Origin of the sequence: Bifidobacterium aemilianum (genome assembly GCF_003315635.1) — a bacterium.
GTDB lineage: Bacteria > Actinomycetota > Actinomycetes > Actinomycetales > Bifidobacteriaceae > Bifidobacterium > Bifidobacterium aemilianum.
In genome coordinates this window covers 17,619-43,564 of sequence record NZ_PDCG01000008.1, presented here as the reverse complement: position 1 = coordinate 43,564, position 25,946 = coordinate 17,619, and the positions used below count along the sequence as shown (strand labels likewise).

20 protein-coding genes, 1 tRNA gene and 1 pseudogene are annotated in these 25,946 nt (G+C 59.0%); 6 read left to right on the top strand and 16 right to left on the bottom strand.

Annotated features, from left to right (window positions below; all coding sequences use genetic code 11):
• Positions 1-546, top strand: a 546-nt coding sequence (locus CRD60_RS07390) for an InlB B-repeat-containing protein (RefSeq protein WP_145961905.1), incomplete at its 5' end; no start/stop codon positions are given.
• Positions 547-702: 156 nt separating this feature from the next.
• On the opposite strand, the gene CRD60_RS07385 is transcribed toward CRD60_RS07390, so the two are convergent.
• The 5 genes from CRD60_RS07385 to CRD60_RS07365 form a co-directional block, all read right to left on the bottom strand.
• Positions 703-1,827 carry a glycoside hydrolase family 172 protein gene (locus tag CRD60_RS07385; protein WP_113860639.1) on the bottom strand — a complete coding sequence of 375 codons (1,125 nt, stop codon included), beginning with the start codon at positions 1,825-1,827 and terminating at the stop codon, positions 703-705.
• Between the two features lie 234 nt (positions 1,828-2,061).
• Positions 2,062-2,952 carry a carbohydrate ABC transporter permease gene (locus CRD60_RS07380; RefSeq protein WP_113860638.1) on the bottom strand — a complete coding sequence of 297 codons (891 nt, stop codon included), beginning with the start codon at positions 2,950-2,952 and terminating at the stop codon, positions 2,062-2,064.
• Between the two features lie 19 nt (positions 2,953-2,971).
• Positions 2,972-3,910: a carbohydrate ABC transporter permease gene (locus CRD60_RS07375; RefSeq protein WP_113860637.1), complete on the bottom strand. Its 939-nt coding sequence runs from the start codon at positions 3,908-3,910 to the stop codon at positions 2,972-2,974.
• A 100-nt stretch (positions 3,911-4,010) separates the two neighbouring features.
• A complete protein-coding gene (locus CRD60_RS07370) occupies positions 4,011-5,315 on the bottom strand; it encodes an ABC transporter substrate-binding protein (RefSeq protein ID WP_113860636.1) in 1,305 nt (434 codons plus the stop codon).
• A gap of 192 nt (positions 5,316-5,507) precedes the next feature.
• Complete coding sequence (locus CRD60_RS07365) at positions 5,508-6,551, bottom strand: LacI family DNA-binding transcriptional regulator (RefSeq protein ID WP_113860635.1); 1,044 nt, start codon at positions 6,549-6,551, stop codon at positions 5,508-5,510.
• Positions 6,552-7,202: 651 nt separating this feature from the next.
• Between CRD60_RS07365 and CRD60_RS07360 the strand changes: the two genes are divergently transcribed.
• Both CRD60_RS07360 and CRD60_RS07355 read left to right on the top strand, forming a co-directional pair.
• Positions 7,203-7,877: a DedA family protein gene (locus tag CRD60_RS07360; protein WP_113860634.1), complete on the top strand. Its 675-nt coding sequence runs from the start codon at positions 7,203-7,205 to the stop codon at positions 7,875-7,877.
• 87 nt (positions 7,878-7,964) lie between these two features.
• Positions 7,965-8,037: transfer RNA gene (locus CRD60_RS07355), tRNA-Ala, on the top strand.
• A 245-nt stretch (positions 8,038-8,282) separates the two neighbouring features.
• Here CRD60_RS07355 and CRD60_RS07350 read toward each other — a convergent pair.
• Positions 8,283-9,038 carry a FadR/GntR family transcriptional regulator gene (locus CRD60_RS07350; RefSeq protein ID WP_161522212.1) on the bottom strand — a complete coding sequence of 252 codons (756 nt, stop codon included), beginning with the start codon at positions 9,036-9,038 and terminating at the stop codon, positions 8,283-8,285.
• Positions 9,039-9,410: 372 nt separating this feature from the next.
• Between CRD60_RS07350 and CRD60_RS07345 the strand changes: the two genes are divergently transcribed.
• From CRD60_RS07345 to gnd, 3 genes are all read left to right on the top strand, one after another.
• Positions 9,411-10,847 carry a GntP family permease gene (locus tag CRD60_RS07345; protein WP_113860643.1) on the top strand — a complete coding sequence of 479 codons (1,437 nt, stop codon included), beginning with the start codon at positions 9,411-9,413 and terminating at the stop codon, positions 10,845-10,847.
• A 79-nt stretch (positions 10,848-10,926) separates the two neighbouring features.
• Positions 10,927-11,568 (top strand): gluconokinase, encoded by a 642-nt coding sequence (locus tag CRD60_RS07340; protein ID WP_201737243.1) that lies wholly within the window; start codon positions 10,927-10,929, stop codon positions 11,566-11,568.
• 39 nt (positions 11,569-11,607) lie between these two features.
• A complete protein-coding gene (gnd, locus tag CRD60_RS07335) occupies positions 11,608-12,546 on the top strand; it encodes a phosphogluconate dehydrogenase (NAD(+)-dependent, decarboxylating) (protein WP_113860632.1) in 939 nt (312 codons plus the stop codon).
• A gap of 218 nt (positions 12,547-12,764) precedes the next feature.
• On the opposite strand, the gene CRD60_RS07330 is transcribed toward gnd, so the two are convergent.
• From CRD60_RS07330 to CRD60_RS07285, 10 genes and pseudogenes are all read right to left on the bottom strand, one after another.
• The gene (locus CRD60_RS07330) at positions 12,765-13,439 is read right to left on the bottom strand and encodes an HAD family hydrolase (protein ID WP_113860631.1); all 675 of its coding nucleotides are present in this window, start codon (positions 13,437-13,439) and stop codon (positions 12,765-12,767) included.
• Positions 13,440-13,617: 178 nt separating this feature from the next.
• The gene (locus tag CRD60_RS07325) at positions 13,618-14,178 is read right to left on the bottom strand and encodes a heat shock protein transcriptional repressor HspR (RefSeq protein WP_113860630.1); all 561 of its coding nucleotides are present in this window, start codon (positions 14,176-14,178) and stop codon (positions 13,618-13,620) included.
• Positions 14,179-14,183: 5 nt separating this feature from the next.
• Positions 14,184-15,185, bottom strand: a complete 1,002-nt coding sequence (locus CRD60_RS07320; RefSeq protein WP_113860629.1) for a DnaJ C-terminal domain-containing protein — start codon at positions 15,183-15,185, stop codon at positions 14,184-14,186.
• 123 nt (positions 15,186-15,308) lie between these two features.
• Entirely contained in the window at positions 15,309-15,971 is a 663-nt protein-coding gene (grpE, locus tag CRD60_RS07315) for a nucleotide exchange factor GrpE (RefSeq protein WP_113860628.1), read from the bottom strand.
• A 2-nt stretch (positions 15,972-15,973) separates the two neighbouring features.
• Entirely contained in the window at positions 15,974-17,854 is a 1,881-nt protein-coding gene (dnaK, locus tag CRD60_RS07310) for a molecular chaperone DnaK (RefSeq protein ID WP_113860627.1), read from the bottom strand.
• A 348-nt stretch (positions 17,855-18,202) separates the two neighbouring features.
• Positions 18,203-19,042, bottom strand: a complete 840-nt coding sequence (locus tag CRD60_RS07305) for a tyrosine-protein phosphatase (protein WP_113860626.1) — start codon at positions 19,040-19,042, stop codon at positions 18,203-18,205.
• A 155-nt stretch (positions 19,043-19,197) separates the two neighbouring features.
• A pseudogene (locus tag CRD60_RS07300) lies at positions 19,198-19,511 on the bottom strand (ABC transporter permease subunit); the annotation flags it as partial.
• Between the two features lie 343 nt (positions 19,512-19,854).
• On the bottom strand, positions 19,855-20,964 hold the full coding sequence (locus CRD60_RS07295; RefSeq protein WP_236630905.1) for a class C sortase: 1,110 nt from the start codon (positions 20,962-20,964) through the stop codon (positions 19,855-19,857).
• A gap of 150 nt (positions 20,965-21,114) precedes the next feature.
• Positions 21,115-22,686: an isopeptide-forming domain-containing fimbrial protein gene (locus tag CRD60_RS07290; RefSeq protein WP_161522211.1), complete on the bottom strand. Its 1,572-nt coding sequence runs from the start codon at positions 22,684-22,686 to the stop codon at positions 21,115-21,117.
• A gap of 434 nt (positions 22,687-23,120) precedes the next feature.
• On the bottom strand, positions 23,121-25,556 hold the full coding sequence (locus CRD60_RS07285; RefSeq protein WP_113860623.1) for a hypothetical protein: 2,436 nt from the start codon (positions 25,554-25,556) through the stop codon (positions 23,121-23,123).
• Positions 25,557-25,946 lie beyond the last annotated feature (390 nt).

Below are 25,946 nucleotides of genomic sequence, written 5' to 3'. Positions count from 1 at the left end.
TGGACCCTGCACGTAGGCGACGGCGACAGCGCCATGAGCGCCCTGTACGGTGAGATAACCATACCCACCAGGACCGGATGGTGGTTCGACGACTGGTACACCGACCCAGCGGCCACCACCCACTACACCGGACAGGCCATCACCGCCGACACCGACCTATACATGGGATGGACCCGAGCCGCCTACACCCTCACCCTGGACCCCAACGGCGGCACCTGGCCCGACGGCACCACCTGGAATAAATACATCAACGACGTCCCCCACGGCGACCTGGCCACCATGCCCGACCCACCAACCAAACCCGGATGGATCCTGACCGGATGGACCAACAACGGAGCCGACTTCGACCCCACCACCACACCCATCACCGACTGGACCCTCCTCAAAGCCAAATGGGCACCAGCCATCACCCAACTCCCCCTCACCGGAGGACCACTGGGAGCCTGGACCCTACCCACCCTCGGCATCCTCCTACCCCTGACCACCCTGACCGCCATCGGACTCACACACCGCCGAAAACAAACAGGACACAACCTCAGACACTAAACCAACAACACACCAGCCAGGCCCCACCCCAACCAGCACAAACAGTGCCCCCGACCCAGCACAGCTCGGGGGCACTGCCACACCCAACAACACACACCTAACCCCCCACACCCTGACATACGCCTCAATGCAGGCCATGGGGGCCTGCCGGCCACATCAGCGTGGCTGCCGGCCACAGCGGTCGGCCAAGGGCGGGAAGGGGGAGTGGAGCTCGGTCTGGTACCAGTAAGCCACGGAGGCGACGTCGTCGGAGCGCTCGAAGAGGCCGTTTTCGCCGGTGCCGATCTGTTGGAGTTCCACGCGTAGATCCTGTTGGAAATGGATGGGGTCGGGCAGGTGCCAGCGGTAGAGGCCGCGCATGACTGGGCTGGCCTGGTCCCAGTAGGCGCTCTCCGGGGTTGCCATGGTCTGGGAGCGGAAGGGGAAGCCCATGAAGGGGCCGTTGTAGGTCTCCTCGCGCATGTGGCCCTGGTCGTCGAAGGCGGCGAAGGACCAGGCCCCGCCGAAGTAGTCCTCAGTGCCGGTGGAGCACCAGGTGGGGTAGTCGCCGTCACCGTCGATGTACATCTTGATTTCGCCCTCGCCCCACCAGCGGCTCTCCAGGGCGGTCAGGGCCAGGTAGGTGCCCAAGTAGGTGCCCCGGCCCTTCACCCCGTCGAGTATCACGTAGTCGTGCGCCAGCTCGGTGACCTTCTGCCGCCGCCATTGGGCATGGAAGCGCATGGCATCAGCGGGGAGCTGGTCGACCTCGGTGTAGTCGATCTGATAGAAGAAGGCGGGCACGTCCTCGTTGTGGTCGTTACGCAGCACGATTCTGGCATGCTCGAAGGGCATGGAGAAGAAGCAGTTGAAGCCCCTGTTGGGGTTGACCATGACCGGCAGGGAGTTGATGCGGCAGGCCTGGGCGTGACCGCAGCAGAAGAAGTCGCCGATGGGGCTGACCACCGAGGGGGTCTCCTCGCCGTCCCAGTAGAACTCAAGAATCAGGTTGCGTAGCACGTGCAGGCCCTTGGGCGAGGTCTTGTCGGTCACGGTCATCCAGATATGGCGGATGATGCCGGGGCCGTCCACATCCATCAGGGTCACGCACTCCCCCGCCTTGACGGTGCTCAGGCAGGGCTTCCCCTTGCGCGAGGGGCCAAGATGGCTGGCGGCCATGGCCGCAACCCCCTTGCCGCCCGTGGGGTTCTCCGCGTTGACGCACCGCGAGCGCCCGCCCGAAGCCATCATGAGGGAGTCGAAGCCTCCCATGCCATACCCCATGCCAGTCACCTGGTCCATATTCCTGTACCTTTCGCTGTTGAGACTTGTCGCTGCCGTGCAGTACGTGTGGGAGCTTCCTTGCGCCTGTTCAGCACAGACCGCGCCCTTGCTGCTCGGACGGGCTTCCCGTTCGTCGCCGCCCTGCCGCTGATGTTTATGTCAATATTCTCACTGATATTGGAATTCCATACCAAGGCGCCCGTTCTTGCATACGCGCACCACGAACGCCTAGTCAACGTCGGTGAGCCGGCCTTACTTGACGGCTCCAGCGACAATGCCCTGGTTAAGCTTGCGCTGGAAGACGATGAAGAAGATGATGGTCGGGATGATGCTCAGCAGCGAGGCCGAGGCCAGCTGGGTGGCATCAATGGTGTGCTGCCCCTGGAGAGCGGATAGTGCCAGCGGTATGGTCTGTACGTTGTCGTCCATCAGGAAGGCCATGGGAATCATATACTCGTTCCACGTCCACACGAAGAAGAAGACGAAAAGCACACTGATGGTCGGCCAGGATATCGGCAGCACCACTTTGAGCAGGGTCTCCCATCGTGATGCTCCGTCAATGGTGGCGGCCTCCAGAATCGCCTGGGGAAAGGTTCCGTATACCGCCGACAACAAGTAGGTGCCGTAGGCGCTTTGAATCACGGTGAAGATCACGATGATCGACAGCTGTGAATTGTAGATGCCCACCTGCTTGAACATGGTGTAAAGGGGGTAGAGCAGAGCCTCCTGGGGCATCATGTTGGCCAGCATGATGAGCAGTATTATCCACCTGTTCCCCTTGACACGTCCGATACCCAGCGCAAAGGAATTGAGCACAGAAAGCGTCACACCAAGAATGGCGACCACCAGGGCGATCACGAAGCTGTTCACGAACTTAAGGGGGAAGTTGCTGGACTTCCAGAAGGATGCGATGCCCTCCATGGTCGGATGGTCCGGCAGGGTCAAAGGACCGTTGGCGTTATAGTCGCCGATGGTCTTGAAGGCGTTCATTGCCAGGATGAGCAGGGGGAAAAGCATTACAAGCGCGCCTATGATCAAAAATACCAGGGCCAGCCAGTCCCCCCAGGTGCGTATATGCTTGGATTGATTTCGAACCTTGCCGCTCGCGCCTTGCGAGGGTGTTTGAACTGTTGCGTCCGTCATGATAGATGGCTCCTTTCCCCTATGCCGCGTTCTTCTCGACCCGACCCTGAATAATGGTGAAAATCACCGAAAAGACGATGATCACCAAGGTCAGAGCGGTTGAAATGGCCGCGCCATACCCCACTTGATGGAGCTGGAAGAATTGGTTGTATGAGTAGTACGACGGCACGATAGTGGTGGTGCCTGGGCCACCCTTGGTCAACAGGTAGACAGGTCCGAAGGTCTTCAATGCCCCGATGGTAGCGGTCAGGATGACCACCAAAAGTTCTGGGACGATAGAGGGCAGGGTCACCACACGGAACTTCTGCCACCAGTTGGCCCCGTCAAGGCTTGCGGCCTCGTAGAGCTCCGGATCGACCCTCTGCAGACCGGACATGAAGATGACGATTGGGTAGCCCAGCTGAATCCAGATAAGGATGACCATGAGGATAGGCAGGGCGCTGTCCGCGTCACCCAGCCAGTTGTGCTGAAGGGATCCCAAGCCGATTTTCTCAAGCAGGTCGTTGACCGCTCCATCATCGGGTCTGAAGATCCACCCCATGATAACCGATGCCACAGCTACGGGCAGGAGCTGGGGCAAGTAGTAAAGTGCCCTGATGAAGGAGGCGTTGCCTGAACCGAACTTCTTTTGGATGACATCCGTCAGGACCGAGGAGATCAGCAGGCCCAGCGCGGTGGGGATGACCACGATGGCGACGATGATCCAAAAGGAATTGAGGAAGGACTTCCAGAAGGTCGCATCAGCCATGAGCCTCTGCCAGTTGGCGAAACCAACGAATTTGACCGGACCGACCCCGCGCCAGCGGGTAAGGCTCAGATAGATGTTCCACCCAAAGGGAACAATCACGATGACCAGCAAGGCCACCAAACCCGGTATCAGATATGGCAGGAACTTTGAAGGCCTGCTGCCGGGCAATCGGGAGAGCGCCGGCTTTTTGGTTACCACTTGTTGAGACATCCCAGTCTCCCATCTCACTGAAGTTCGTATATGTTTGGACAGGCCCGAACGACTGGCGACCAGTCGTTCGGTTACCTGTGGAAGGTGAGGCGCTCTACGCTCAGTTCTTAACGTCCATATCCTTAACACCAGAGGTGTAGGCATCCTTGATGCTGGAGAGAACCTGGTCGGGGTTCTTGGTGCCGTTGACCAGCTCCTGCAGAGCGGCAGGGATGGCATCCGTCAGGTTGGCAGCAGGGTAGTCGGGATAGTAGGACAGGGCGTCCTTCTTGGAGAAGGAGGCGTATTCCTCAATCATGGCCTGGTTCTTCTCATTGGAAGAGGTCTTGACCTTGGAGGAGACAGGAATGCCACCCTCCTCGGCAATGCCCTTCTGAATGCCGTCGGAGATGATCTTGTCCAGGAGCTGAGCGGCATAGTCCTTGTGCTTGGACTTTTCGGGAATGACCATGAGATTGCCGGTGCAGCCCTGGGCCAGCTTAGAGCCGGGAAGAATGTGCGCCTCCCAATCGAAGGTCTTGACCTGTGAGATAAAGCGGCTTTGGTTCCAGGTGCCGGTCTGGTACATGGGATAGTCACCCTTGATGAAGGACGAATTGGTGTCCTCTGCCTTGAGACCGGTGGCGTTGCGGGAGATATAACCCTTCTCAAGCCATTCATTGATCGTATTGGTGGCGTAGGTCAACGGCTCGCTCTTCCAATTGACATCGTGCTTGTACATCTGCCAATCCGCCATGAACTGTTTGTCGGCTTTGGTGGACACCAGCTGCCACCACAGCCAGAGAACTCCATACTCGCCGGCATCCGCGTCGATGGGCGTCACGCCGGCATCCTTGAATTTCTGGCAGGCCTGCTCGAACTCATCCATGGTGGTGGGAATCTCCACGCCATACTTGGCGAACATGTCCTTGTTGTAGTAGACCCGCTGGAATTCCGCATAGCTGGGGAGGCCATACCAGGTGTTACCGTCCATAATCCCTTTATCATCGTAACGGGCCATGGAGGAATCCGCCTGGGTAACCTTCTTATCCCAACCGTACTTCTTCACATAGGGGCCAAGGTCGCTCAGCAGACCCATGGAGGAAAGCATCCCGGCGCTTCCGTTGCCACGGTTGGACTCCATGACATCCGGCGCCTGGTCGGAATCCAGAAACTGACTGCTGTTCTGCGCGATTTGGGTGAAGGACTTGGTCTCGAACTTGGTCTTGATGCCAGTCTCTTTTGTGAACTCCTCGGCAGCCTTCTTCCAAGCGTGGTACTGTGCCGAAGTCGGTGACTCATAGGTCCAGACAGACAGGGTTTCTGGCTTCTCCTGACTTTGATTGTCGCCACTTCCACAAGCCGCAAGGGTGCTTATCGACATGGCTGTGATAGCCAAAGCGGCAACCATACCTTTGATTTTCATCTTTTCTCCTTAATCATCATATTTCTCAGATGTGGGTCCACCACAACAATCGAAACGTTTCGAATCTTCCTATAAAAGACTCCTTCGTTCTTCTTGATGTACTTCCTCACTTCTTTGAAAGGCAGTCAATGAACCGAGGCTCTTCCACAACGAACAGCACCCGGAATTGCTCAGGCCATGGGCCCGATTCCATTACAACGTCTGGCCAATCTCCTTTCCATCGCCTGGGGCCGGACCCAGGGAACCTCGATCGACATATGTTGGTTCGGTAAGCTCAACCAACCCTCTGATGTCACGTTTATTCTCAATGGCATCCACCAGGACCGTAATGACCTTGCGGCATAATGTCCCAGGGTCCAAGGGCACCTCACTGACGGGATAACGAATCATCTCTCCCTGCAGGAAGGTTCCACAGGAGATAACCGATAAATCCTCAGGAACCCGAATCCTTGCCTTGCCCAGAGCATCGAGCACAACGTTCAGGATGCCAGCCTGAGACTGGTTGACAATGGCCGTCGGAGCCTTTGGGCCCAGAATTAGATTACGGACAAAGCCCTCCGCGTCGAAGTCCGGGGTGACCTTGCCGGATTCCCTAACCTCAATGCCGAGTTTTTCGCAGTTACTAAGGAAGGAGGCTCGGAAGAGCAGCATGTACCCGGCACCGCGCGCGTAATTATCCTCAAGACCACGCAGGAGAACCACTCGCTTGTGGCCAAAGTCATCAAGCTTTCGGGCCGCCATTTTGCCCAAGGCGACAAAGTCTATATCAATGCAGGCGCATGATTCGTGACTATGGGGGTATCCAATAGCAACCGAGGGTTTGGTATAGCTGCCAGCTTCAGCTGACCTGTTGTCATCTGCCATGACATCAAGCAGAACCACCCCGTCGGCCTGATTCCCATTGGTCACACGCCTGATGTCTCCAACAGCGTCTTCGGCACCAAGCAGGAGCACATCATACCCAGCCTTGCGAGCCTGTAAGGCCGCCTGCATGAAGTAGGCACTGTACTGAACCTGGTTCATGCCCTCACGAATCGGTTCGCTTAAGGCGATGACCTGGCTTCGGCTACCGCGCAGTCTTTGCCCACGAGCATCCGGTGTGTAGCCCAACTGGTCTATGGCTTTCATGACCTTGTTCGTGGTCTTGGCAGAAATGGAGCGCTTGCCGGTCAGCACATAGGAGACGGTGGAGGCCGATACGCCGGCGAGCTGTGCCACATCCTTTATTCCAGGCATCCTCACCCCTTCCTTATACCATTGACGACCACGTCAACACCGCTGAAGCATGTCGACCAGCTCCTGACGATCCAGCTAATCGAAACGTTTCGCTAACTATAACACCGAACTGGAAAATCCGTCAATTCCGAAACCTTTTGAGCAAGGACTTGAGCTTAATCGGGAGGCCACCAAGCACTTACAACCAAACCTACCGATCGCGCCGGGGCTTGTAGACCAGAGAGTCGGGAATGGCCACTACCGGGTCCCCTCGCCATCCACTCCCATGAAACGGGTGCCGTTATCAGCGCTATGGCCTGGAGCCCCCTGGTTTTCCGATGGTTCCAGCCATACTTAGCCCCATTCCATAGTGCGCCACCAACAGGGCGCAAGTACAGAGAGTTAATTGCCCAACGTAGCAGCCCCCCATAATTTGTCAATCGCTTCAACAAACCGGTCGGCACGTGGATGGGGCTTTGTTCCGCCTGCGGCAAGCGCCGCCTTTCAGCCGCACTTGCAGAAGCTTTACAGACTGGCTGATACAGTGAAATGCGGATATACAGGCATGCGGATTCGCTGGTGTTTGAGCATCAGGCCTATGGCTGAGGCCGAGGCCGGACTTGAAACGGGCCGACCGTATGCAGCTGCATTGACCACAACGACAGGACTTGCATGGGCTTCATCAGATTCATCATCGAATTGCTCAAGGACCCCCGGACCATCATCGCGGGATGGATCTCCATGGGTGTGGCTCCGACGCTTGGCTTCATCTTCCTCATCGTCTTCATCGAGACGGGTGTGGTCTTCTTCCCCTTCCTGCCGGGTGACTCACTCCTGTTCGCCGCTGGCTTCTTCGCCGCCCCGGACGCCAGGACCGGCCAGTCGGCCCTGCCCCTGTTCGCACTGCTGCCCGTGGTCTGGTGCGCCCCGATCGTCGGAGACCAGTGCAACTATTTCATCGGCCATTTCTTCGGCAGGCGAATCATCGAATCAGGCAAGGTCAAGGCCATGACCCACGAACGCCTGGCCAAGACGGAATCCATGATCGACAAGTGGGGGCCCTTGGCCGTCTTCCTGGGCCGCTTCTTCCCCTTCATCAGAACCTTCATGCCCTTTATCTCAGGGCTTTCCGGCATGCGCTGGTCACGGTTCACGCCCTTCTCGGTGCTGGGAGGACTGGTCTGGTCCACCCTCTTCACCCTCTTGGGCTACTTCTTCGGCGGCATCCCCTTTGTCCAGAAGAACTTCGAGCTGGTCATCGTGGCCATCCTGGCCATCTCACTGATTCCCACCATCGTCGGCCTCTACAAGGCCAAGTTCGGCAAGAGGCAGCCAGCTGCGGAGTAACTCGCCCCTGCCCAAGCACGCACACGGGTCATTGCGCTTGGGCAGAGCTTGTACTACTCTCGTTAGAGTTGTCTCTGCTGAGGCAATGGGGCTGTAGCTCAGTTGGTAGAGCGCTTCGTTCGCATCGAAGAGGTCGTGGTTTCGATTACCATCAGCTCCACGAAGGTCTTTCACGGCCCATTGGCAATGTGCCGTGCATATCTCATGGCGAGTCAAACGAACACCAATCGTATCCATAGCCTGAAGCAACGCGCTTCTAGCGGCAGAGCATAGATACCACGCCGAGGCCAAGCATTCAGAACTACAAGCCCCTACACCACTGACGGTTCGTGCGGGCAACTTTGCAACGACAGCAACAGGCCGCATTTCAGAATATCGAATTGAGCCAGGGGGAATCCCTTCCGCCTACTCACCTTTCGCGATCTGCTCTATGGCAGCGTCGGATTCGCCTACGATCCATTCCATGGCCTCCCTGGCGCCTTGGCCGTCGCCTCTGCGAATCAGGGCGGCCACGTCGCTGTGGAGGCGGAGGGCGTGCTCATTGGCCTTGCGGGGCATGAGCTCGTACTTGGTCCGGCCTATCAGGATGGAGGATATGACGTCACCCAGGGCGGCGAACATACTGTTGCCCGATGCCTTGAGCAGGGTACGGTGGAAGAGCTCGTCGGCGGCCAGGTAGGCGGGCCGGTTGGCCTCCTCGCTGTGGGCGACCATGGTGATGGCCGCCTGGGTCAGGGTGGCCCAGTCACCAGGTGTGGCGTTGCTGGCGGCCAGCTGGGCGGCCAGGGGCTCAACCCCCTCCCGTAGCTGGGAGAGTTCGTGGAGCACTTCCCTGCGTCGCGGCCCACGAAGGCGCCAGTCGATGACCTGGGGGTCGAAGATGTTCCATTGGTCGGCCGGATTGACGGTGGCGCCAACCTTACGTTTGACGCTGACCAAGCCCATGGACTCCAGGACCCTGGTGGCCTCACGTGTGGCCGTTCTTGAGGGGGTGCCCTCGTAGAAATCGGGATCGGGCAAATGCTGCCCCTCATGCACATCTCCTCCAACAATGGCCATACCCCACTGGTCGAGCAGTCGATTATGCAGGGACATCTCAGCCGCTTGCCCGGCCGATTCAACCGGCGCATCGGGGGCAGACGGTTCAGCCGATACAGTCATTTCGGAGTTCATGACCACCACTCTAGCAATGTCCATCAGTCCGAATCGGCAATCAGGAAGATTCCCGGTCTTTACCCGTGCCCCTTTACGCAATCAGGAAAGACCGCACCTGCTGCTTGCCCGCTAGATAGGCTGGAGTCGGCTATCACATTGGATTCGCAGGAGTGGTCTCTTGCGCAATGCCTATCAATTCCGGCACGAGGTTCACTTGCGCAGCCAATGGTCATGGTCTAGATTGTTATTACAACATACGTAATATAGCAACATTGCCTATTACGTCATACAAATAAAGAAGCGAATCAATGAGATGGGTTGCAGCCCAAGCGCCCGTTTTCATTCCTCAGAGAAGAGGTAGTAACCATGGGAACCCTGATGAGCCTTACAGCGGGCGGGACCGTTCTGGCCGCTGACGCTGCTCCGGCAGTCGCACTCAACCCCACACGACTGGGCATAAGCCTGGTCCTCAGCCTGGTGGTGCTGATCCTCCTGGTCACCGTCGCCAAGCTCCATCCCTTCGTCTCCCTTCTGGGAGCGGCCCTGGTGGTCGGCATCGGCTCAGGCTACGGCCCCATGGCCACCCTGACCAGCTTCACCGGCGAATTCGGCAACACCATGGGCTCGGTCGGCATCCTGATCGGCCTGGGAGCCATGATCGGCAAGGTGCTGATGGATACGGGGGCCACCGAACAGGTGGTCAACACCCTGGTATCCAAGTCCACAGCGGCCACCATCCCCTGGATCATGGCCCTGATCGGCGCCCTGATCGGCCTGCCCATGTTCTTCGAGGTCGGCCTGGTCATCCTGGTGCCCGTCATCATCCTGACCGCCCAGCGCACCAAGCTCCCCCTCATGCGGGTTGCCATCCCCACCCTGGCTGGCCTGTCCATCATGCACGCCTGCGTGCCGCCCCACCCCGGCCCGCTGGCAGCCATCAGCCAGTTCAAGGACGGCGGCAACGTCGGACTGACCATGATGTTCGGCATCCCGGTCGCCATCGTCACCCTGCTCATCGTCGGCCCCCTCTTCTCCAAGATCGCCGCCAAGTGGGTCCCCATCGAGGCACCGGCCAACTTCACGGTCAAGAGCGAGGAGGCCTCCAAGGAGGAGACCAAGCTCCCCTCCTTCGGCATCTCCCTCCTGTGCATCCTCCTTCCAGCGGTGCTCATGCTGCTTACCTCGATCTTCGAGATCGCCATCCCCGGCTTCACCAAGGCCACCGACCCCTTCTCCCAGACCATCAACTTCATCGGGGCGCCCTCCATGGCCCTGGCCATCTCCCTGGTCTTCTCCATGATCGTCCTGCACTGGGCCTCCGGCATCTCCTGGAAGACCGTCAATGACTCCCTGGGAGCCTCCCTGCCCGCCGTGGCCGGCATTCTGCTGATCGTCGGCGCTGGCGGTGGCTTCAAGGGCGTGCTGGTGGGCACCGGCATCGGCAAGATCATCGGCGGCTTCGTCGAGACCTCCCACGTCTCCATCTTCCTGCTTGGCTGGCTCATCGCCGTCTTCGTGCGCGTGGCCACCGGCTCGGCCACCGTCTCCATCCTGACCACGGCCGGCATCCTCTCCAACGCCGTCACCATGATGCACGCCAGCCCCATGGCCGTCACCCTCCTGGTCCTGGCCATCGGCGCCGGGTCCATCTTCCTGTCGCATCTGAACGACGCCGGCTTCTGGCTGATCAAGGAATACTTCGGCATGAGCGTGGGCCAGACCCTGAAGACCTGGTCCGTGCTGGAATGCCTGCTCTCGGTCGTCGTTCTGATTCTGGTCATGATCCTCAGCCTCTTCATCCCGCTGACCATCTGACACAGGTCCTGGCACCGTTCATCAATCATGGCGCCGGGGCTGGAAGGCCTCCCGTCCCGGCGCATAGAAAGGCTTCATCATGACAGACGCACAGAACACGCAGATACCCAAGGCCATGGAAAACACCGTGCCGCCGGGGTATCTGGACGGCAAGACCCCGATCCTGGTCATCATGGGGGTCGCCGGCTGCGGCAAAACCACCATGAACACCGAGCTCAGCCAGAAGCTGGGCTGGGACATGGCCGAGGCCGATGACTTCCACCCCCAGGCCAACATCGACAAGATGGCCCAGGGCATTCCCCTGGACGACGACGACCGCTGGCCGTGGCTGGACAAGATCCATGACTGGATCGAGGACCATATCCGCAGGGGGGTTCCCGGCACCGTCACCTGCTCGGCCCTGAAGCGCTCCTACCGGGACAAACTGCGGATGCCCGGCGTGATCTTCATCCACCTGGCCGGCGACTACGACGTCATCATGGCGCGGCTCTCCCAACGCAAGGGCCACTTCATGAAGCCCGACATGCTCAAGTCCCAGTTCGACACCTTGGAATCATTGGGACCGGACGAGATTCACGTGACCATAGACGTTGACCGGCAAGCGTCACCTCAGACCGAATCCGAGGAGGTCATCGACGCGCTGGGTCTGGAGTGCACGGCCGATGCCCACACCGAAGCTGTCGAGGCGGAACGGGCCCGCCAGGCCAAAAGGAACCACTAGCCCCATCGCCGCTGCGCCAACCAACCAGGCACAGCGGCGATGGCCGGCGGAAGTCAACAACTGAAGAAACAGCATCCATTACAGAGGAGAAGTGCAGATATGAAGATCGGAATGATTGGTTTGGGCCGTATGGGCGGAAACATGGCCGACAGGCTTCGGGCCGGCGGCCACGAGGTTGTCGGTTACGATCTGGACCCCCAGTCCGGCAGGGATGTGGATTCCATCCAGGCCTTGGTTGAGGCACTGGAGACGCCAAGGATCATCTGGGTCATGGTTCCGGCCGGAAAGCCGACCCAAAGCACCATGGACCAGCTGGCCTCCCTCCTCTCCGACGACGACCTGATCGTCGATGGCGGCAACACCAGGTTCGCCGATGATCAGATGCACGCCAGGATGCTGGAACCCAAGGGCATCCACCTGGTCGACGTGGGCACCTCCAACGGCATCTGGGGCAAGGAGAAGGGCTACGCCCTGATGGTCGGCGGCACCGACCAGGACGTGGAGCGGGTCATGCCCATCCTTCAGACCCTCAAGCCCGAAGGTGAGAACGGACTGGTCCACGCCGGCGGCACCGGGGCTGGCCATTACACCAAGATGGTCCACAACGGCATCGAATACGGCATGATGCAGGCCCTGGCCGAGGGCTACGCCGTTATGGATGCCTCCGATCTGGTCAAGGACCCGGGCCAGGTCATGGCCTCCTGGCGGGAGGGCTCGGTCATCAACTCCTGGCTCCTGGACCTGCTGGTCAAAGCCCTCAAGGAGGATCCGGGCCTCAAGCACATAGCCGGCAAAGCCAACGAGTCCGGTGAGGCCAAGTGGATGATTGAGGATGCCCTGGAGCTGGGCGTGCCCACCCCGGTCACCACCGCCTCCCTCTATGCCCGCCAGGACTCGCAGATCGCCGACCCCACGACCATGAAGGTGGTCTCGGCTCTGCGTAAGGAGTTCGGCGGCCACCCCGTCGAGCAGGAGTAGTCCCCATCTGCGATTCATGGCTTGCGCTGAGTCGGCGAATAGCTTTGCGCCCCCGGCACAAGCCTTTGTGCATCCAGGCCAGAACGCCACATCCACATGCCCTAGCGCGTGCTCGCCATGTTGCCGATCCCAAACGTCACAAATTCCGCATTAATGTGTGGGGCGCGTGTTTCACAACATTTAGGCCCAAGAGCCGGAGGGGTTGGGGCTGAGTCGGCTCACTGCCCCAGGCGCTGGCGGATGTAACCGTCCAAGGAGTCAACGGTGATGCCGGCGTATCCGTTTAGTGAAGCGAACTGGGGGCCGGCGCTGGTGTCGTTGCGCATGTAGGCGGTCTGGGCCAGGGTGGTGGCACCCGACCTGGCAGCCGAGGTGATACCGGAGATGGAATCCTCTACAGCGATGCAGCGGGCCATATCTTCGGGGGCTACCCCCAGCAGTTCCGCGGCCCGCAGGTAGGGGGCCGGATCCGGCTTCTTGGCCACGTCATCGTCTCCGCTGACAAAATCCACAAAGGACCCGGACGGAGCCTGGTTGACCAGATTCTGCGCCAGGTTGCGTGGCGAGGCGGTCACCAACACCGAGGGGACACCGGCAGCCGACAGCGAGCGCAGCAGGTCTTCGACACCGGGAATCCAGGGAATGCGCTCTTGCTCGCGTTTCGTCACATAGTCGATCATGCCCTTGCCGATCTCCTCGATGGAAAGCTTGGTCCCGTGTGCAACCATCATCTTGGCCACTTCGGGGACCGGCTTGCCGGAACCCTGCCAACCCAAATCATCATCCCAATACCCGCCATATTCGGCGGCGATTTTCATCTCGGACTCGTGCCAGTAGGGCTCCGAATCTATCAGCGTCCCATCCATGTCCCAGAAGACGGCTTTCAATAGCATTGCTCCACCCGTTGTCTCAGTAGTCCATATGCCCATAGGGCCTTACGGTATGTCTATATCACAGCAGGGCTGGCCGACATTGTATAGTCGGCCGGCCCTGTGTGTAGGTGTGCTGGTGTGGACGGGCAGACACGTAGACACGTAGAAGCGTGGACACGTAGACGCTCAGCTCAGGTACTCACCTCAGGTAATTGGCCCAGAGGATCATGGACTTGGAGTCGGACTGGGGGCCACCGGTACGGCCGACCGGCAGCTCGCGTGAGCGGACTCGGATTTGATGCCGCCACTGGCGGGCCTGTTCGGACCGGGGCACCTCCACGATGTCGCCGTCCTTGTCGGCCGCGAAGACACTGGACTCCTGGTCGGCTTTCATACGCCGTATCTGCCGGCGCAACTGCCGATTCTCCTCCTGGAGCTCCAGGATCCGGGAGACACCCGAGATGTTGACCCCCTCCTCCTGGCTGAGCTCCTGGGCCTGCACCAGCCGTTCCACGTCACGCAGGGAGTAGCGTCGGGCGCCCCCCTCGGTGCGTTGGGGGACGACGAGACCAAGGCGGTCGTACTGGCGCAGGGTCTGGGGGTGCACACTGGCCAGCTCCCCGGCCTTGCCTACGGTGAAGACCGGCAGATTGATGTCGAAACCTACCTCTGCGGCTCCGTCCAGGTCGGCCCGGCCTTGAACCATAGCCAGGGCGCACATCTCATAGAGGGCGCGTATCTGCCGTTCCACTCGTGCCATGGCTATCAGCGCTCCTGCTCAAGCTGGTCGATGAAATCGCCTGAGGCCTTGTCGAACTCCTTGGCCGCATGTTTGAGGGCCAGGCCCGGCTTGGCGGGAATCTGGATCTCCACCCGTCCGACCAGGTCGCCCTCACCGCCGGGCAGCCCCTTGCCGGAGATGCGCACCTCGCTGCCGGAGGATGATCCTGCCGGAACCTTGAAGGTCACCGTGTTGCCGTCGATATCCGTGGCCCGGACCTTGGCACCGGCCACGGCCTGGCCGACCGTGACGGGCAGGGCCATGACCAAATCCTTGCCCTCCATGGAGAACTTGGGGTCCGCTTTGACAGAGATGGTCAGGTACATATCCCCGGCCTTGCCGCCGTTGACCCCTGGCTTGCCCTTGCCGGCCAGGCGGATCTTCTGCCCGTCCCTGACCCCTGCGGGGATGTGGGTCTTGAACTTGGAGCCGCTGACCCCCAGGGACACCGTGGCCCCCTTGACCGCCTGGCGGAAGGTCAGGCTGATTCTGGAGTTCCGGTCCTCGCCCTTGCGCGGTTGCGGGCGCTCCTCATAGCCGGACCCATAGCCGGACCCGTAGGAGGCACCCTGCGGCGCACCACCGAACATGGAGAAGATGTCGTTGATGTTGGGCTGGCCGCCACCGGTTGTCGAGAAGCGGATACCGGAACCGTCACCGGCACCCCCGCCGAACATGGAGCCGAAAAAGTCGGAGAAGCCAGAGGAGTCGAATCCGCTTTGCCCAGAGCCGCCGGCGAACCTGGCGCCTCCCATGCCGAACTGACGGATGGCGTCGTACTTCTGACGCTCCTCCTTGTTGCTGAGTACGTCATAGGCTTCGGAGATGTCCTTGAACTTCTCCTCGGCCTCCTTGGTCTTGTTGAGGTCCGGATGATATTTACGAGCCAATTTGCGGTAAGCCTTGGTGATGTCAGCGTCGCTGGCCTCCTTGGTGAGCCCCAGGACCTTGTAGAAGTCCTTGCTCAGCCAATCGTTTTCAGCCATTGTCATTCCCTCCTTCCCTGGATGAATTGACCGGCCCACCGGTCCAGTCCGATGAGCCTCAGTAGTAGTGTGGGTGCGCTGCACCAGGCAACGCACCCACGTATCAATCAGTCAGCCTGGTCGTCAGGCCTGGGGTGAGGCGACCACCACTCGGGCGGCCCTGATGACCCTGTCGCCTATCCGGTAGCCTGCCTCCACCACCGTGTCGACGGTCTCGGACTTGGCGTCCGGGTCCGGTTTGTGCAGGATGGCCTCGTGCTTGGTCGGGTCGAAGGACTCACCCTTCTCACCGAACTTCTCCACACCGAACTTCTCGAAGGCCTTGTCGATCTTGGTGGCCACGGCCTGGAAGGATTCATCCAGGTCGCTGTGCTCACGGATCCGGTCGATGTCGTCCAGGGCGGGGAGCAGGGCCGTGAGCACGTCGATGATGCCGTGCTGGCGGAAGCGGTCCTGTTCCTTCTGGGAGCGGTTGCGGAAGTTGACGAACTCGGCGCGCTCGCGCTGGAGGGCCTCCAGATAGTCGGCGGCCTCCTTCTTGGCCTGGCCCAGGGGGGTCAGCTGATCCTCGCCATCGGCGCTGCCCTGCTTGCCGTCGGACTGCTGCTGGTCGGGGCCATCTTCAGAGCCCTTCCCCGCCCCTGGCGGATTGGCGTCGCCGTCGGCGCCGGCGGCCGGCTGGTCTGCGGCTGTTTCGTCAGCCGCCCCACCAGCCTTCCGGTCACCGGCCACTTGGTCCGCATCAGGCAGATCATCCAGGTAGTCGTCCTTGTTGAACTCGGCCATGATTACTTCTCGTCCTTGGACTCGTCATCATCCACCACTTCGGCGTCGACCACGTCATCGTCGGAGGAGGAACCAGCGGCACCAGCCGCACCAGCACCTGCGGCACCGGCAGCATCTCCGGCCTGGTCACCCTGGGCGTAGAGGGCCTGGCCGATCTTCTGGGCCGAGGTCATGAGCTCGGACTGGGCGGACTTGATCTTCTCCATGTCCTCACCCTTCAGAGCCTCCTTGAGGGCTTCGACCTTCTCGGTGACCTCCTTGGAGACATCGTCGGAGAGCTTGTCCTTGTTGTCGGTCACCAGCTTCTCGGTCTGGTAGGCGAAGGACTCGGCCTGGTTGCGGGTCTCGGCGTCCTCCTTGCGCTGCTTGTCCTCAGCCTCGTGGGCCTCAGCCTCCTTGACCATCTTGTCGATCTCGTCCTTGGGCAGGCCTGAACCACCGGTGATGGTCATGGACTGCTCCTTGCCAGTGCCCTTGTCCTTGGCACCGACGTGCACGATGCCGTTGGCATCAATGTCGAAGGTGACCTCGATCTGCGGGACGCCACGGGGGGCCGGGGCGATGCCGGTCAGCTCGAAGGTACCCAGAGGCTTGTTGTCCCGGGCGAACTCACGCTCACCCTGGTAGACCTGGATCAGCACGGAGGGCTGGTTGTCCTCGGCGGTCGAGAAGACCTCGGAACGCTTGGTGGGGATGGCCGTGTTGCGGTCGATCAGCTTGGTCATGATGCCGCCCTTGGTCTCGATACCCAGGGAGAGCGGGGTCACGTCGATCAGCAACACGTCCTTGCGGTCGCCCTTGATGACGCCGGACTGGACGGCGGCGCCGACAGCCACGACCTCATCAGGGTTGACGGTCTGGTTGGCTTCCTTACCGCCGGTGAGCTCCTTGACCAGCTCCTTGACAGCGGGCATACGGGTGGAGCCGCCGACCAGGACCACATGGTCGATGTCCTTGACGGAGATTCCGGCGTCGGAGAGCACGTTGTTGAATGGCGTACGGCAACGGTCCAGCAGGTCCGCGGTCATCTCCTCGAAGTGGGCGCGGGTCAGGGTCTCGTCCAGGTGGACGGGGGTGCCGTCGGGGGTCATGGCCAGGTACTGCATGGAGATGGAGGTGGAGGAGGAGCTGGAGAGCTCCTTCTTGGCCTGCTCGGCGGCTTCCTTCAAGCGCTGCAGAGCGATCTTGTCCTTGGACAGGTCCACGCCGTACTTGTTCTTGACCTCACCGACCAGCCAGTCAATGATCTTCTGATCCCAGTCGTCGCCGCCCAGCTTGTTGTCGCCGTTGGTGGCCTGGACCTGGATGGTGGAGAAGCCGTCATCATCCTTGCCGATCTCCAGCAGGGAGACATCGAAGGTGCCGCCGCCGAGGTCGAAAACCAGGATGCGCTCGTCCTCCTTGCCCTTCTCCAGACCATAGGCCAGAGCTGCCGCGGTGGGCTCGTTGATGATACGCAGGACGTTGAGGCCTGCGATCTTGCCGGCATCCTTGGTGGCCTGACGCTGGGCGTCGTTGAAGTAGGCCGGGCAGGTGATGACCGCGTCGGTCACGGGCTCGCCCAAGTAGGACTCGGCGTCCCTCTTGAGCTTCATGAGGATCTGGGCGGAGATCTCCTGGGGGGTCCACTTCTTGCCGTCGATGTCGACAGACCAGTCGGTGCCGATGTGGCGCTTGACCGAGGAGATGGTCCGGTCCACGTTGGTGACGGCCTGGCGCTTGGCGACCTCGCCGACCAGGATCTCGCCGGACTTGCTGAATGCCACGACCGACGGTGTGGTGCGAGCGCCCTCGGCGTTCACGATAACGGTGGGTTCGCCGCCCTCAAGTGTTGCGATGCAGGAGTTGGTGGTTCCCAAATCAATGCCTACTGCACGTCCCATGTCTGTACTCCTTTTATTCGTCTGTACTGTCTTACGTTTCCGCTCAAGCCGCGGATAGCGGCGATTCCCCTAACCGGTCGGAATCCCTCCCGGCTGGTTCATCCACCTCGTCTCTAAACTTGAGCCTATATCACTCAACTTTGAACTATAGATGATTATTCCCGACTTTTCCAGATTCCTCAAGAATGTTTCTGAAACGAAGCGCAGATACGGCAAAGCCCCCCGATTCGGGGGGCTTTGCTGAAGGAACAAGGAGGGGCAGGAACAACCATGCCCTGCCAGCAACCACGCAGCAGGGCACAGCACCACACATACCGGGCCCTGACCAGCGTTAGACAATATCCGGGGCTACTCCAAGAAGAGATCACGTAGGGTCTGGACCTCGGCGGGCTCCATACCGTTGCGCAGGCAGTAGCCCTCCACGGAGCCGAACCGTTGACGGATCTCCTGAAGCAGGCCCTGGAGCAAGGCCGGCGGGGAGGCCAGCAAGGCGGACTGGGCACCCTCCAGGTCGTCCGCGCCCTGAGCATCGGCTGGCAGCCCCTTGAGCACTGCCTCCTTGAAGGCCTGCCCCAAGTTGCCGGCGGATTGGGCATAGGAGGAAACCACCATGTCCTCCTGAACACCCAGAAGGCTCATGAGGATGCCAGCGGTGATTCCGGTCCTATCCTTGCCGGCCGTGCAGTGAATGAGCATGGGATGGCCATCACCGGTGGCCAGCTCCTTGAGGATCCCCATGATTTTGCCGGCGCTGCCGAAAGCGATGTCACGGTACATGGGGGCCATCTGCATACCAAGCTCTTCACCTTGGGCCTGCTCCCCCAGTGTGCCGTCCGACCCGTCGCCCGGCTGCGAATCCTCAGACAGCAGGCTCACACGTTCGACCTTGATGTCGTCCGGCAGCTGATAGGGCCATTGGCTCACCTCCCAGGGGGCCCGGAGATCGACCACAAGCTTGACACCCAAACGGTGCAGGTCGTCAACGCCTCCCTCATCCATGAAGTTCAGGCCCGCGGAACGGAAGAAGAGCCCGCTCTTGGTCCTACGACCGTCAAGGGTGGGGAACCCACCAATACCCCTGGCGTTGGGCACGCCCGAAATCGTGATGCCCCTGCCGTCACCTTCCGGAACGAAATCCTCCTTGTTCTTGCCCTGTACGGGACCGCTCTGAGTCTGATGCTCAGCCATGACCACTCCTTACTGTTGACGCTATAAGCTCAACAGTCTAGCAAGCTTTGCTATAAAGCCAACAGCCGACCGCTGGCAGCCATGCCCTGGCAGATCCGCACCATGCTCAACCGGCGCGTTCGCACACGGCCACGATATGGTCCCGAGATTCTTGCCTAGCCTGTGACCACCCCCGCCAGAACGCCGGGGATGATGTATTTCTGGCATATCAAGTAGCAGAGGAGAATAGGAATAATCGCCAGGACCAGGCAAGCTATCATGGCACCAATATCAACCGACCCAAAGCTCCCCTTCAGCTGCTGTACGGCTATGCTTATGGTCCTGCATTTCCCCAGATTAAAGGTCAAAAGGGCAGGAGGAAGTCATTCCATATCCACATGTCCTCCAATATGGCCACAGAGATGATGGAAGGCCGCATCACCGGCACCACGATGCCGAAGAAGGTCCTGGGGATGCTGGCCCCGTCGATGCATAGCTGCCGGGAGCCACAGTATTCACACCGGTATGCCCGCAGTTCCTGCCCCACCCACTAGACACATGTCCACCGCTCGCTGATCCTGAACCTTATCGCGGTAGCTGATCTTGTGGGTGCGACCCAAGGACGGGGGTGAGGTAATGCACGGAGGCACAGCTTAGGAAGCATCCTTGCCCTCTGCCTGGCAAAGGCCGCACCGTGCCGAGACCGTCGAAACATATGGGTGCCTGCCCCCACCGGGTTGTTACAGCTTGGGTCATGCTTCCGGCGACTGTCTGGATATGCTTGGGCAACAAGCTGAACCGGCGGCAATCACCGACCCGTGGAACAACATGATTCATGCATACGAACGCGGTAGCGACTCGGATACCAGCCTGCTGCCATGACGGGGAGGCAAACGCAGAAGATTTTGAATGGACAGGACCAGAAAGCCGCCGAATGCCACAACCGCGCCCACCGCCACAGCAGGCAGCAGGGCGTCTTTCGGCGCTTGAGCGGGTTCAGGGATGGATCCAGGCATCGACTTCCGGGCAGCGGTGAGCACCAGCCGCTGGGTATTTACCCCATAGGGAGTGCAGGTCATGAGCGTAACCAGATCCTTACCAGGCCTGACCTTATAGAGGTGGACATCGTCCGGGTCAATGACATGTATGGATTCTATTTGGTAGCCCATGGTTCTTCCCAGGGTCTGGATATAGAAGGTATCGCCTTCCTTGAGCTCATCGAGGCGCGTGAACATCAGGGCATTCGTCAGTCCCCTATGACCAGAGATAACGGCATTGGTGGAGGCCCCGCCGACAGGAAGGCTGCTTCCGTATAGATGCCCGGCACCGGAGGCCAGGGCAAACTCAGAAGTGCCGTGGTATATGGGCATGTCTATGGAGACCTTGGGTATGCGTATGGTGCCCATGACTCCGTCACCTGCATCAAGGAGGCGTTGATAACGGCCATCCTTTTCAGAAAGAGTTGGTCCTTGGGTACCCGCCGGCTGGAAGGGGTCGCTTGCCTCACCCAGCAGCTCCTGCTTTGAATCCGCAATCTGCCGGTTATAGTCCTCAGCGGCATGGAGCTGGCCGGCGACCTTGGCGGTCGGCCATGACTGTACGGCTTGATTGGCAGCAGCCGACCGTGCGGCCTGTTCCTGACCATGCACATACTGCACCACCGGTATCCATACCACAACCGCAACCGACATCAGTGAGAACAGGAAAATAAGGACGCGAAAGAGCATATTGACCCGCCGTCTCTGTACCTCCTGGCGGTCCACAACACCACCTGAAAAGAAGGAAGAGAATGAAGGCACGTCCATATATTCGGCAAATACAGGCATCCGATCAGCACCAGAAGCCGCACGGATGTATATATTCAGTCGCAGAACATGAACAAGTGGCCATAAAATGTACACCTTGTATATAAAATGATGTAGTAAGTGTGAGATAGCCGACATCAAGCATAACAACAGAAGCAGGTCGTTCCACTTGATGTCGGCCGAGCATTCCGTTTTCCCGCCAGATTGGGGGACCTGATAAACGGCAGATCGTTTAAGGGATGGTCTGCCGACGCAGAAAAACGGAAGTCTATTTACGCAAGTCTGATATCAGGCTTGGATGGGATCCTGGTGTTTGCTCACCAGGACAAGGCTGCCGGCAATACCGGCAAAGACGAGGGAGGCCAAGACGGCCAGGATGATGCCTGCACCACCAGTCATAGGCAGTTGAGACAAGGATGTCACGTTCATGACCGTGACCAACTTGGTCTTGGAGGCGGCATTCTCGGTAACCAGATTCCAGGTATCATGCCCATTCTGGTAGTCAGGGGATGTGTAGTCAGAACCCTTCACCGAGATGGTCTCGGTAAAGCTGGGCAGGAAGGTTCCTGAGTAACCAGTGGGCTGCACAGTCTCTGCCACCTTATAGCTGCCTTCGCCCAGGCCGTCAACCAGGAGATGACCCTTGGCGACTCCAAGTGCACTGTTGTCAGATACCACCAGGTCAGTGGTAGTACCCGCGACACCGGTCTGGTTCTTGGCCTTCTTGTAGCTACCGGGGATGAGTTCACCTGTATCGCTCTTCTGCTGAATGAAGTACATGGGTGCGCCGGAGTCATTGGCAACGGTGAAGTGCGCACCGGTCAGGGACTCGTTCGAGGCCTTGGCGACCTTGCTGAGTTCAAACTGGTAGAAGTAGATCTTGGTAGTATCATCGTTACCGGTGTCCTGGTGAGAGGTCGTTCCGTGATTGGGATCGTTGGAATACTCAAGACGGGCGCCGTTGGAAAGATTGCCGGTGCCGTCCTTAGCGGCATCGGTGATCTGCATCTTGTACTCGATGACAATGTCATTGTCGAAGACATAGGGGACCTTCATGATCTTGTCACTGAAGTCGAAAGTGGCTCCACCATCGGCATTGTTGGTCACGGAATAGTAGGTGTCATTGGTCGGGTCAACGGTGTTCATGGCAGAGAAATCAGTGCCCTTCGCGCCAGTCTTGACGACCGGGCTGCCCATGATCTGCAGACCCGCCTGAGAAGGCTTATCCGTGATGGTGTACTTGTAGTGCTGGAAGCCGGTGGTCAGGGGAACACTGACCGTGAGGTGATAGGTAAGAACGTCACCAATGGAGACGGTCTTGCTCTTGCTGACTAGTTCCTTCTTGAAACGGGGCAGATAGCTCTTGATGTTGATGACACCCAGGGCGGGGCCACCGCTGACACAGTTTGCATGACCTGCCACTGCCGTGCCTACCAGCATGGGAATGGAATTGGTGGTGGGGGTCAGGTCCTTGTTGTCGGTGATATCCATCACCGCATAGATGCCCTGAGGCAAAGCGCTGAAGCTGATAGAGTCATCAGCGGTGGGCGTGGCGGCCGCGGTGGGGCCATCGGCCTTGTAGGTGGATGCCTCCTCAGCAGCGACGAAGCCGCTCTGCTTACCCAGGTTGGTCACGAAGTCACGCAGGTGACCGTTGTAGGCGGCCTCCCTTGAGTTGGAACCGGTGTCGCTACCGGTAAAACCGAGCCAGAGGGATGCGACCTCACCAACTGGATTCCCAGCATAGGCAGGGTTGTGCGCGACGGGAGACTTGCTCCCTGATGCGTTGATTGCGGCAAAAGTGTCGTCCAGGGCCTGGGTGGCCATGGCGGCAACATTGGAATCAGTTCCAACAGCCACGGACTTCACCTTGCCACTGGCATCGACTGTGGCACTCTGGTAAGTGCCCACCCGCACAGCAGCAAACTTGTGATTGACGAAGTCAGAGGCCTTACCTTTGACAGTAAGAGTGGCATCGTTCTTAGCCAAATCGGTCTGAGACACGGCGACATCACCGGAATCCGCGGAAGCCGTGACACTCCCTGCCACTGACAGGCCGAACAGCATGGCAGCTGAAACCGCTAAGCCGGCGACACTCCTCATTCCTTTATGCAACTGCATACTTCTCCTTAATTCTGTACAGAATTTTCTGTTTATTCCCGATCGCCGGAGCACATATCCAACGGTCAAGTGTGTTGTGGCACATACCCCCAGTCGCATGTGCCACAGGGTTATGGTTATCTCAGGCAATACCGAGTCTCATCCCTTACGGCGGACGAGCGATAGAATCCCGATCAGTTCATGGATTGGAAACGTGCGTATCGCCGTTTTAGCCACCAGACCACGGCACTGAGCGCCAGCAGTATCGCGAAAACCGCAGCGGCAGGAACCCAATCCATGGTGCCCGTCATAGGCAGATTCTTGACCGGCGGAGTAACCTCAAGCTTGTATGGATTCCATCTGGATTCATTGCCTGAGGCATCTGTGGCCTGCACCTTGATCTGTCCGCTCTGGACCCCAGCAGGCAAATCAATCCGCCACTTACCATTGGTGCCGGCCTCCGTTTGGGATTGAGCCGGAGCATTTCCTCGCGGCCAAGCCAGCTTGATCTTGGCCCTGGCTTCAGCATCCGAGGAGTTCGGCAGACCGTTCGTGGCCAGACCCACGACACCTCTCCAATCCGCGGCCGAGGTACCCGGGTCAGGTGGAGTCATATCGACATCTGCCGATTTCTCACCCCAACGTGATTGCAGGCCAGCCTGTGTGGTCATCACGGCCTTGAAGACATAAACATTATCAAGGCCTTGAGCAAAGACGGAAGGATCCACATCTACAGTCCAGTCCGACTTGCCTACGGAGGGAATGAGCTTCTCCAGAATCTTGGTTCCCTGGCTCGGCTGGGCAGCTTCCTCCTGGACCGCATAGACCCTGAGGGTGGTATTGCCGTACAAGGAGTCGGTGGTGCCGGTAACCGTCACATGCGAACCCGCAGGCAACTCCCCATCCACCGTATGGGGCACCGTAACCGTATCGACGGTAGGAGCCACATCAGCCTTGGTGTTGAAGAAGACCTGACGGATGTTCGAGAACTTGGACGACAGCTGGTATGGGGAACCATAGTCAGTCAGATAAGCATGGTATTTTGCGGACCCACCGTCCGTGTTGAGGGGCAAGGCGGAATCCTCAATCTGCCAAGTGCCATCAGCCTCATTAACCGGCGCACTGCCAACACGTATACCGTAGGTGCTGCGCTCATCCGGGTTGGCCGGATCAATGCTATGGGCGGGATCCTCACGGTAGAGGGTCACCACATAGTTCTTGCCTCGCACTGATGAGCTGCCCTTAATGAGGGGATTGAGCGTTGAAAGGTGGGCACCCTCTGCTGGCTCCTCGATAACCGGGGCTTCAGGACGTTCAATATCGTACTTGTAGTAAGCGGTATCAATGGTCCAACTGCTATCAATGCGGGCATCGAGGTCGGCCTGCGACATGCCCTCGGTAATGCCGGGGTCAGGATTCAGCACAGCCTTCCTATCAGGCGTAGTGCAGTGAGCAATGGACCCATCAGCATCAGTGGTCACCGGCCACGTCAACAGTTTGAAGTACCCATTCAAACCAGGCTGAAGGCTCTTGGCCTTGGCGAAGTCTATGGAGCCGTCTGAATGCTGCGCCGGAGCCAACTGCCCCGTGGCCGGGTCTCTGGACAAGAGATCCAACTTGCTGTTTGCCTTGGGAGCGTTGAAGGACAGCCGATTGCGGTCATCGGAAGCACCAGAGAAATCACCCGCCGATTTGGTGGTAGGTTGCCCATCCACCCGTAATGCCTGTGGCGTCAGGGCTTTGACTGGTACCCATTGCCGACCGTTGTCCTGTGCCACCCACTGGAAGTAGTACGAGGTGTTTCTGGAGCAGTTCAGCCCAGTTCCGTTCATGGGGTTGCCCCAAAGAACGAAGAAGGAATTGGCAGGAGCAACACCCTCCTTGACCCCACGTGATGGGAAGCCATAGTCGGTAACCAAACCCCAGTTAGCCTGACCGTCACTCCACAGTTTGGGATGGGCATCCCAGCCGATGTACGAGATGGGGCCGTTGAAGACACCGTTTTTGTAGTCATCACTGTAGACATAGGCAGGATGATCCTCAGTGACATTGACGGAGTATTGGGAATCAAGAGTGGTCAGATCAGTCATGAAGTCATAGTTGTCCCAGCTTGGCGGCTTCAGCCTGGAGTGATTCCAGTTGGGGTCACTGCCATTGTTTGGCCCGTCGACAACCGCATAGACGTACTGATTCAGCTTGGCGCCACCGAGCCTGTCGTAGTTTACCTTCTCTGTCGCTGTTTCGTCATACTTGGTGTCGTCAGTGGCATTGTCGGGATAATCAATATCGCTTTCAAGCGAGATATTGAGAAAGTCGTAATCACCAGAGGGAATCACCTTGTGAATGGTGTAAAAGGCATTGACGTTGTTCGCCCAACGAATGGCACCCTGCTCAGCATCCAAGGTGTTGACATACCTGGCCCTCATGGTCCTGACACCCTCAGATGATTGGAGGGGCCAACGCCGTGAATTGTAGGCAATCAGAAAGGTCAGTCTGCACTTGCTGAAGTCTCCGGCGCCGTCAGGCTGAGAGGGGCATTCAGGGTTGACATCACCATGAGCCACACGCAGCACGAAGTCCATACGCAACTCATCATTCTGAGTGTCTATACGGTTGTTGTAGCCCAACATGGCATACAGCTTGGGCTTATGATCTACTGCAGGAGCTTGAAAAGCACTGCCGTAAGCACTCTTAACCACACCCGCACTTGGGAGAATGGTGAAGCAGAGCACAGAAGCAAGCACTGCAATCAGAATACGTAGGGATGCGTGGCGACGCTCACTTTGGCGACCGGTCTGGACCGACACAGAGATTCACCTTTCCTTTACCTTCATTTGTCCAACAGATCGCTTCTTATCTGTTCAAGATATCTGGAGGCGAAACCCTTATTCCGCTATCCAGAAACTTCCAAATGACGGTCCCCCGTGTCATCCACCACAAATTTCGTAGTGATTGAAACTCTAACTGGAAATTTCAAAAATGCAAATCCACCCCACAGAGAACATGTCACATTTGTTCGT

Coding starts and splice junctions, on each gene's coding strand:
- gnd (WP_113860632.1), top strand. CDS start 11,608: ATGGCCGGCGGAAGTCAACAACTGAAGAAACAGCATCCATTACAGAGG.
- CRD60_RS07330 (WP_113860631.1), bottom strand. CDS start 13,439: ATGCTATTGAAAGCCGTCTTCTGGGACATGGATGGGACGCTGATAGAT.
- CRD60_RS07370 (WP_113860636.1), bottom strand. CDS start 5,315: ATGAAAATCAAAGGTATGGTTGCCGCTTTGGCTATCACAGCCATGTCG.
- CRD60_RS07320 (WP_113860629.1), bottom strand. CDS start 15,185: ATGGCTGAAAACGATTGGCTGAGCAAGGACTTCTACAAGGTCCTGGGG.
- CRD60_RS07360 (WP_113860634.1), top strand. CDS start 7,203: ATGGGCTTCATCAGATTCATCATCGAATTGCTCAAGGACCCCCGGACC.
- CRD60_RS07350 (WP_161522212.1), bottom strand. CDS start 9,038: ATGACTGTATCGGCTGAACCGTCTGCCCCCGATGCGCCGGTTGAATCG.
- CRD60_RS07365 (WP_113860635.1), bottom strand. CDS start 6,551: ATGCCTGGAATAAAGGATGTGGCACAGCTCGCCGGCGTATCGGCCTCC.
- CRD60_RS07385 (WP_113860639.1), bottom strand. CDS start 1,827: ATGGACCAGGTGACTGGCATGGGGTATGGCATGGGAGGCTTCGACTCC.
- CRD60_RS07295 (WP_236630905.1), bottom strand. CDS start 20,964: ATGTCGGCTATCTCACACTTACTACATCATTTTATATACAAGGTGTAC.
- CRD60_RS07340 (WP_201737243.1), top strand. CDS start 10,927: ATGACAGACGCACAGAACACGCAGATACCCAAGGCCATGGAAAACACC.
- CRD60_RS07305 (WP_113860626.1), bottom strand. CDS start 19,042: ATGGCTGAGCATCAGACTCAGAGCGGTCCCGTACAGGGCAAGAACAAG.
- CRD60_RS07375 (WP_113860637.1), bottom strand. CDS start 3,910: ATGTCTCAACAAGTGGTAACCAAAAAGCCGGCGCTCTCCCGATTGCCC.
- CRD60_RS07380 (WP_113860638.1), bottom strand. CDS start 2,952: ATGACGGACGCAACAGTTCAAACACCCTCGCAAGGCGCGAGCGGCAAG.
- CRD60_RS07325 (WP_113860630.1), bottom strand. CDS start 14,178: ATGGCACGAGTGGAACGGCAGATACGCGCCCTCTATGAGATGTGCGCC.
- dnaK (WP_113860627.1), bottom strand. CDS start 17,854: ATGGGACGTGCAGTAGGCATTGATTTGGGAACCACCAACTCCTGCATC.
- grpE (WP_113860628.1), bottom strand. CDS start 15,971: ATGGCCGAGTTCAACAAGGACGACTACCTGGATGATCTGCCTGATGCG.
- CRD60_RS07285 (WP_113860623.1), bottom strand. CDS start 25,556: ATGTTGGGCTACAACAACCGTATAGACACTCAGAATGATGAGTTGCGT.
- CRD60_RS07345 (WP_113860643.1), top strand. CDS start 9,411: ATGAGCCTTACAGCGGGCGGGACCGTTCTGGCCGCTGACGCTGCTCCG.